This window comes from Micromonospora sp. LOL_024 (assembly GCF_048060415.1).
GTDB lineage: Bacteria > Actinomycetota > Actinomycetes > Mycobacteriales > Micromonosporaceae > Micromonospora.
Genome location: NZ_JBHMIS010000067.1, coordinates 1 through 8610 on the forward strand (window position 1 = coordinate 1; position 8610 = coordinate 8610).

Consider the following 8610-nt stretch of genomic DNA (forward strand, 5'->3'; position numbering starts at 1 on the left):
GCTGCGAGCCCTGGTCTTCGGGGCGGGCCGATCAACGCACCCCGCTTAAGTTCGAAGAGCCCTGATGACTCCACATCCACCCAGCACGAGAACAGTCAGCAGCAAGCCGGCCACCAGTCGCGCGAAAGAAGGAGCCTTGCCTACACGGCGGTGACAGTCGGCGGCGAGTCTCGACCATTCGTCCACACGACTCACATCTCTCCCCACCTCGGGTCGAACGGGACCCTCAGCTCACCGTTGCTCTTTGCCGGCGACTTGACAATCTGAAGCTCGACGCCCCTGGCCGTGACTGTCCCAACTCAGGCTTGAGGGCGGCCTGCCCGGTCGGGAAGTGTCCGCGGGCGCGGGCGGCCTTGCGGATGCGCGCGTTGACGCTCTCGGTCGCGTTGGTGGAACAGATGACCTTGCGGATCTCGACGTCGAAGGCGAGGAACGAGACGAACTCATCCCCAGGCGCTCTCCCACAGCTTCACGATCGCCGGATACTGCGTCCCCACTCGGTCACGAAACCAGACGGAAGATCAAGTGACGTTGGATTATTAGAAGGAGCCGCTCTGATGCGATCATCTAAAACAAATCGGTGCCGAACTCGGCCAGGTGACCGAAGACGAAGGCAGGGGGCCACCGCACACGAGACCCCCTGCCTCAGCTTTAAATCACAAAGATTTCCCGGTACGGCGCCTTCAAGCTTCCGCTAAAGACGCTTAGTCTCTATGCCCCGACACCTCGTAAACAATTTCAACGCCCAGCCCCAAGGTGGGAGATAAGTTCGTTTCCCGCCGCGACCAAAGTTCCGACCCCCCCCAATGCGATCAATCCTCCAATAAATCTGTCAAGTATAACGAACCTGGCCTTACGACGAGCAAGCCGATCGTCAGGCCAGCCCTTCCGCCTGAGTGGGCTTACGGGCCGCACAAAGCGATCAGAGAGCTCTACATGCCTCGTCGCAACCCCTCGAAAGTTTGATGCCAGGGCAAGTCCTATTAGACTCACTAGAGCCCCAAAAAGGAGTCCAGCAATAATTCGCCCCACAATACCTCCACGAAGCGCTAATCAATTTCTGGAAACCACGAGTGTTCAGTAGTCCCAATTTTCCAGGAAAAGAAGTTGTAGGTAGCGCCGACCCAGAGTTTCATGCCAACACCAACACTGCCGCCGTGATAGGTGCTTGCATGCCCGTGCGAGTCGTTTCCATCACTCCTCACACCTCCGACGTAGCAACCGCCTGGCCCATCACCGAAGCAACCCATCCACCCTTTCGGGCTTTGCTCATACGGCCTTGCACTGACTCCTCCAGCCGTTGCACTGTAGCCCATGCCGATTCCAAACCCGAGGAATGAGTTGACGTAGCCATCCTGATAGGTAGCGCCGAGGCAAACGAAAAAGCAAGCCGAACCGCCAACCTGCCCGTATCGATGAACGCCTCGCCAAAATTTGCGCGCATTCTCCACCCCCGCCTGCGAAGGCTTACAACGGTAGGTCACGGGGTTGTAGTCGTCGCAGTTCGGCGTCCATTTCTTGACGGGCGGCGGCGTTGGCTTCGGGGCTGGCGGCACCGCTGGCGGTACAATGATGTCTGGTGCGCCCGGTGGCCGGAGCATTGGCGGTACAGGATTTGGAACGGGAACTCCCCAGTAGAGCGGAGTTTCCCTTGGCTCCCTTTTTGACTTGCTTGGGCTTAGCGGCTTCCCGGAGACCCTCACACTGTTCTTTCCGGAAGGATTCTTTGTTACAAAACCTCGCTGTCCGTCGCCATGGCTGCCCTCCTCGAAGTACAGGCCGCTCGGGTCGCTGTAGGTGGCTGGCGCGTTGTTTGCATATCCGTACCCGTGTATCTGCTGGGGGTTGGCGAGGTCCATGATGGGGTCGACGCTGATGAACCGGCCGATGAAGGGGTCGTACTCTCGGGCGCCGATGTGGGTCAGGCCGGTGAGGTCCTTGGTGCCGCCGACGAAGCCTTTGTCCATGGTGGTTGGCCAGGTGCCGGTTGCGTTGCCGCGGGTGTCGCCGTAGGGCAGGGTGCGGCGTTTCGCGACGGCCAGGGTGGTGGCGTTGATGGTGAGTTCGGCGGTGCCGTGGTGGTCGGCGATCATCCAGTGCAGGCTGTTGCTGGTGCGTACGGCGATGGTGGCGCCGGCGTGGCTGTAGTAGCGGGTTGCGGTCTTGGCGGTGGTGGTGTTGGTGTAGCGGACTTCCAGGCCGCCGGGTAGGTAGAGGGTTTTGCCGGTGGTGTCGGTTCGGGTGAGTCGGTTGCCGTCGGCGTCGTAGCGGAAGCTGGTGGTGCTGACGCCTTCGGTGATGCTGTCGACCCGCCCTTCGGGGTTCCAGGACAAGGTTTGGGTGGCGCCGCTGGTAGTGGGCCGGGTAATGGTGTTGCCGGCGTTGTCGTAACCGTAGTCGCGGCTCCACGTGACGCCGCCTGTGGCGGTGACGTTGGTGACGGTGTGCGGTCGGGCCGAGCCTGCCTGCGGGTGAGCGTAGGTGTAGGTGGTGCTCGTCGTCGCGTGCCGGGTCTCGGTCAGCCGGTTACCCGTGGCGTCGAAGGTCCAGGAGTGCCAGTAGGGCGCGGGACCACCGAGCCCTGCCACGGTGGGACTCGCGGCGCAGTCACCGGTGTTGGGTGTCCACGCCCGGGTCATTCGCCGAAGGTAGTCGTAGCTGTAGCACTGGTTGTCGGCGGTCTGCCCCTGCGGCTGTTCTCTGATTTTGGTGACGTTGCCGGCCGGGTCGTAGTCGTAGCTCCAGTTCGCCGCTTCCGGCTTCAACTCTGGCACCACGTTCGTGGCCTTGAGCCGACGCGTGGGTTCGTCGAAGTCGGAGGTGACCGCTACCCGGTAGCCGTAGGCACCGAACTCTCGACCGGTGAGCTGTCCGAGCTTGTTGTAGGTCACCGCCTCGTAGATCTGCGCCGGCGACAGCAGCGACCCCTCGGCGTCGACATCGTTGTAGCCGAACGTCAGCCGTTCTGACGGCAGGTCCGCCGCAGCCGGGAGGGTGACCTGGTGGACTTTGCTGTTGGCCCGGTAGCTGGTGGTCGTGGTGTAGGTGCAGGGGTTTGGTGCCGCTGCCGCGCACAGCTGCGATTCCGATGACGGCACCACTACCGAGGTGGAGGTGGGTCGGCCGTAGGCGTCGTAGGAGTCGGTTCGGTTGATCCAGGCATTTCCGCCGACGTAGCGGGTCGCGGCGGTGAGTTTGCCCTTGCCGTTGGGCAGGGTGTCGTAGACCCACTCGGCCCGCTTCGGCCCAGTTGGGCTGCCGTCGCGCACGGTGGTCTTACGGCCGAGTTCGTCGTAGGTGTAGGCGAGGGTCACGGTCGCGGTTCCCATGCCCGACGGTGACGTGGTGGTCTCGATGTTGCCCGCCGCGTCGAAGGTGGAACTCGTCGTTCCCTTGTCCGGGTCGGTCGACTCCACTTCCCTGCCGCGCAGGTCATAGCGATACGACCAGGTGTTGCCCTCCGGGTCGCGGACGGTCTTCTGCTGGCCGAGCAGGGTGTAGGTGTACTGCGTCTCGTCGTACTTCGCGGGATCGGTCGAGCCCAGGTCGGCCCGGTTCTTGTACTGCCGCAGGCTGCTGGCCTGGCCTTTGGCGTCGAGGATCGTGGTGGTTGCGGTGCCACCCACGGGCGGGGTGGTGTGGGTCCGGTCCCCGTCATAGCTGGTCGTGGTGCGCCACTTCTCCGCCCCGAGCGCCTTGAGGATCTCCTCGGTCTGCCGGCCCGCCCCGTCATACTTTTTCTCGGTGATCGAAGGGATCTGTCCCTGCGGCGTGCCAAGTGTCGTCGATGGTGCCGCGTTGGTGGTGTCGTAGTAGGGGGCGGAGGTCCACTCCACCTCACCGCGGGCGTTGTGGAACGTCTCGGTCAGCAGCCTTCCACCGCCGGTGGCTTGAGTCTGGGTCTGCCGGGCTCGGAGGAAGCCGTCGAACAGCTCCACGGACTTGTGGTACGCGCTGCCCGTCACCCTGAGCGTTTCGGTGGTGACCGCAGTCGGTCCTCCGCTGTTGCGGACCAGGTAGCTGACTCTCATGTGCGGGGTCTGGTTGGCCTTGTTTCGGCCTGGCTGCCATACGTTCGTGACTCGGCCCAGCCCGTCGTAGGTCTGGTCGGTCACTGCCCCGTTCGGGTCGGTGACCTTTGTCGGCAGGTCCCACGCCGGTTCCCGATCGGTGGTCGTGGCCTGGTTGAGGGCGTTGGTCACCACGGTCTGGGTCACCAGGCCACCGTTGCTCGTGGTGTAGCTGGTGGTTGTGGTGTAACCCCGGGCGTCGGTGGTCGAGGCGATCCGGCCGTTGTTGTCGTAGGTGTTCGTTGCGGTGCGGACGTATACCGGGGTTGAGCCGTTGAAGCGGTCCAGGTCCTCGGTGCGGACCACGTTGCCTCGGGTCGGTGCGGCGCCGAATGACGAGTCGTTGGTGTAGGTGTCGTAGAAGGCCCGGGTCCGTCTCAGGACCGTGGCCGGGTTCGCCGGTTTCGTCGCGGCGGCGCAGGTGCCGGAGAGCACCTCGGTCTGACTAACCCGATCGAGCATCCACGTGGCCGCGTTACGGGCATAGCTTGCCCGGGTGCAGGTCTCATCCCCGGTGGTGTGTGCGAACGACACCGAACCCGACAGCGTTCCCGGCGACAACGCGCTACCACCCGATCCTGAGTCCGCCGTCGTCGTCCCGGACATCTCGTCGAGCTTCCAGCGGGAGAACTTGTTCGGCAGCGGCGATACCCAGAACTGGTGCAGGTGGGTCTGGCTGATGTTGCCGGCGATGTCCTTGGCCACCACGCTCAGCGTGTGGACCATGTCCGTCGTGGGGTTGTGCGTCACCGACGCCGTCTTTGGATTCGTACCGGACGCGGTGACCGTCGTCGCCGATCCGCCATCCGCCGACCAGGTGAAGTCTGCGACATCGGCTCCGCCGGCTAACGCGAACGTCCCGGAGGTGCCCAGCACTGCACCCCAGTCCCGCAGTGGGTACTGCGCCGACGACACCGACGTCACCACCGGTGGTGACGTGTCCACGCTCACCGTCTGCCACGTCGACCAGTCGCCTGTCAGATTGTTCTCATCTGTCGAGTACGCCCGCCAGTAGTAGGTCGACCCGTTGGACAAGCCGGAGGGCACTCGCCAGGTCGCAAGGCCCGGCGCCGCGGTAGTCGACGGTGCTGCGGAGTTGCTCGCTACCAAGGTCGCCGACGGCGAGGCCGACGTACGTACCTCAAACCTGGTCTTCAGGTTCCCGTTGTACGGGTCGGAAACGTTCGCCCGCAACGTCGGCGTCGTCGTCCGCACCACCGCCGGCGACGTGCACGCCTTGTAGCAGTCCGTCGTGGTGGAGAACGCCTGCGCGGCCGGAGGGTTCGGCTTCTTGTCGTACGTGGCGATCAGGTAGGTGTGAGCGGTATGAAACTTCTTCCACCGCTCCTGCAATGACTCGTGCTGACCGTCGCTGTTACACGCACACAACCCGACGGTGTAAGTCGTCGCGTTCGCTGTCGCCCGCGCCTGCACGTTGTTCTTCAACGTGGAACCCTCGAACACGGCGGTCGCGTCCGGCTGGATCGAGCCGCAACCACCGGCCTCGTTCGCGTTGCCCTGCCACGAGTCCAACCAGTGCGACGAGGGCAACGGCCGCGTCGACCAGTTCATACGCCCGGCACTGGAAACCGTGATGCCGTCAGTGTTGGTGCGGTACAGGTGCACCCACGACGGGTCACACGACCATGAGTGGTCCAACTCCATGGTCACCTTCGCCGACAGAATCTGCGTCCCCCGCAGGGTCGACACATTGAAATCGAAGAACGACCGGTACAACACGCCGTCGTAGTCGTTGCGGCCTACCCAGGCCCGGTTGCCGACGTCCCAGTTCTTGTTCGCGTTGTTCGCGTACGCCCACTTCGACCGCAACCCGTTGAACGGCGGATCCACGAACACCGGCCACGTCACCGACGGGTCATCCAACATCGCCTCGTCCGCCACCACAGTCAGGTCGCCGCCATCGACCTCCACAGCGACGCCCGTCCGCCGCGACGTGACACCCGGTTCCGCACCCGTCGCCGGCTCCGCCGTCTCCCCGGCACCCCCGCGCGCCGAGATCACCTCACCAGCACCCGCCGGATCCACCGACGAATCCCACATCGACGCCCCATGCGTGACCGCGACCGTCTCCCCGCCCGGATCAACCAGGCGCAGCCCGCCACCGCTATCCGCCTCAACCTGCACATCCCCGCCCAAGGCATACCGGATCTGGCGCACCGCCGGGTTGGCCGCCGCAGCCGGGGTCAGAATCTCCACCGCATGCGAGAACCCCTCCCGCAGCGCAGTCACATGCAGATTCACCCCCGGCAGCACACCGTCGTAGACCGCCGAGGCGCCCATGAGCCGCGGCGCAGGCAACGCACCCAACGGCCACGACAAAGTGAACGACGAACCGCCCACCCGCCAGGTTGCCAGTGGCCCCGATCCGCCCGCCGAGAACCGCACATCGGCTAGGGTCGCCGCCGGCACCACCGCGCCGCCCGTCACCGACAGAGTCGGATCGATCGCAGCCCACGAACCATCGGTCCGCTTAACCCGCTGCGGCACCGCCGCCACCGTCAAGGTCTGCGAACCGGACGGTTCCACCACTACCTGCTCAAACTCGGTCCGCTCACTCAACGCCTCCACCGACACGCCACACTCGGCGGCCAGCGCAGCCGCCGCCGCCTCGTCCGCAGCCTCCGTCACCGAGCGATCCGGCACCACCGAGGACGCCGCAAGAGCGACGTCGGGCCCGTCCACCACCTCAAGCCCTGACCCAAGCACCGCAACCGCCAGCGCGACGGCCGGCCAGCGCGACCGGCGTGGCCGCTGAGCACGTACGAACAAACCAGAACCGGTCAAAGCGGTGCCCTCCCCCGCGAAAAATGATCACCACCTTCGCTAATACATCTCGATGTGTCAACATCAACAAGCGGCGATCTGAGGGATTTGATCGACACTGTCGGAAAGATCATGTGTACAGCGAGTGGTCGACGTCGACCCGCACAGCCCAGCGCGCACACCAGAGGCACCGCGCCTGCGACGTCCAGGCGCCGCGCGGCCGAGTCGTAGGCTGGATCGCGGACCAGAACGAACACCTCCCGCCCGGCCGGCCGGGCGGGAGGCGGGGCGGGGCGGGAGGCGGGGCGGGGCGGGGCGGGGCGGGGTCAGAGTGTCGGCAGATGCCGAGCAACGATGATAAGAGTTGACAACCCGCGGTTACCGACTGTAGCGATCCGGACCTTGTCATTGACTATCGAAACTTGGCGCTGAGCTGCACACGTGCGACCAAGCAATGATCGCTTCTTGTCACTTCCTGTCAACAGCAGGCAGGGGTTTTCGGGGGGTAAACGGGGGCACCGTTGACCATTGCAATGATCGCCGCCACCCACCAAGCAGGCAGGCAGGCACCCAGTCATGCGTCACGGTGCGATGCGGTGAGTGCGCTCAGCCACAACCGGGCGGCGCGGATGCCGGCCCACAACTGCTCGGCGCCGGCGTCGGCTCGCCGGACGACCTTCATGGCCTGGTTCAGACGGCCGTTGACCACGTCGAACGGCAACGCGGACAGCCGCCTGATCGACGCGACGAGCCTCAGGAGTTCGACGCGCAACTCACTGCGGCGGTGCCCGGCCCAGTGCAGGTCGTCGAGAAACATATGCCCGGCCATCTCCGCGCCGCCGCACGGGCCGCAGAAATCCAGCGAGTCGGTGACCGGCACCGAGGTGCACGATAGGCAGAGCAAGTTGTCACAGTGCGCACACGTGAACGAGGCGGAGTCTGCCAGGTCTGCACCCTGACCGGGATGCGTCCGGACGAGGAGACGCTCGACGGAAATGCACTCGCCGCGGCACCGCTTAAGGTTCTCGCGGTGTTCCTCGGCGCGGCGGCGGGCTTGTTCGGCGGCGAATGCCCCGGCGGCGCAGTCCGCGCAGACAGTGAACTCGTCGATGACCGGGCGGCGCTGGCAGTCCATGCACACCGGGTGATCACCCCACGCGCACCAGGACATCGATCCGGCCGCGTTGTGCCAGGCCAGGTACTGCGACTGGCACCCTTCCCAGCACGGCTGCAGCTGCTGGCTGTCGTCTCGCCGGTTCGTCGACGCCTTGCTATACGACACCCCTGCCTCGATCGCGTTCGCGCGACGGTCAGCCTTACGGGCTCGGTTGCGGGCCACGACATCTCCTCCGTGAAGGTCCCGCGCACCTCCACCCGAAGTTCGACATCGCAGTTTGCGAGTATGGCGGAATGGCGGCGAGTCGTAGACCCTTTGACCTCGCCTCTCGGCAGATGCCCTGGGCGCGGGCCGGAGCATCCCGGGCACAACCACCAAGGGGTGCACGGACGAGACAGGCTGGCACGGAGCAGCCTGAGGAAAATTTAGCAGACGGTTCCACATCGACAAGTCCGGTCCCACGCGCGTATCGGTCACACCCACGGTTGGGTCGATTGGTAGCCCTGCAACACCGCGCGAGGCCGATTGGGCCAATGTCGACTCCGCCGCCTGCCCGATCAAAAGCGGCGTTCTGGTCACTAGTGTTCTGTCTCAGTTTTGAGTAGCCGTTTGTTGGAGGGCGACACGTCCACGTCGGAC

The 8610-nt window shown here is 64.8% G+C and carries 2 protein-coding genes and 1 pseudogene; all 3 read right to left on the reverse strand.

The genetic code is table 11. The annotated features are described in order from the left end of the window. Positions 1–304 precede the first annotated feature (304 nt). Positions 305–494, reverse strand: a pseudogene (locus ACFHWY_RS27190) (transposase); the annotation flags it as partial. 555 nt (positions 495–1049) lie between these two features. After that, positions 1050–6719: an RHS repeat-associated core domain-containing protein gene (locus tag ACFHWY_RS27195; protein ID WP_416583102.1), complete on the reverse strand. Its 5670-nt coding sequence runs from the start codon at positions 6717–6719 to the stop codon at positions 1050–1052. 709 nt (positions 6720–7428) lie between these two features. Continuing rightward, positions 7429–8193 (reverse strand): hypothetical protein, encoded by a 765-nt coding sequence (locus ACFHWY_RS27200; protein ID WP_416583103.1) that lies wholly within the window; start codon positions 8191–8193, stop codon positions 7429–7431. Between the last annotated feature and the right edge of the window lie 417 nt (positions 8194–8610).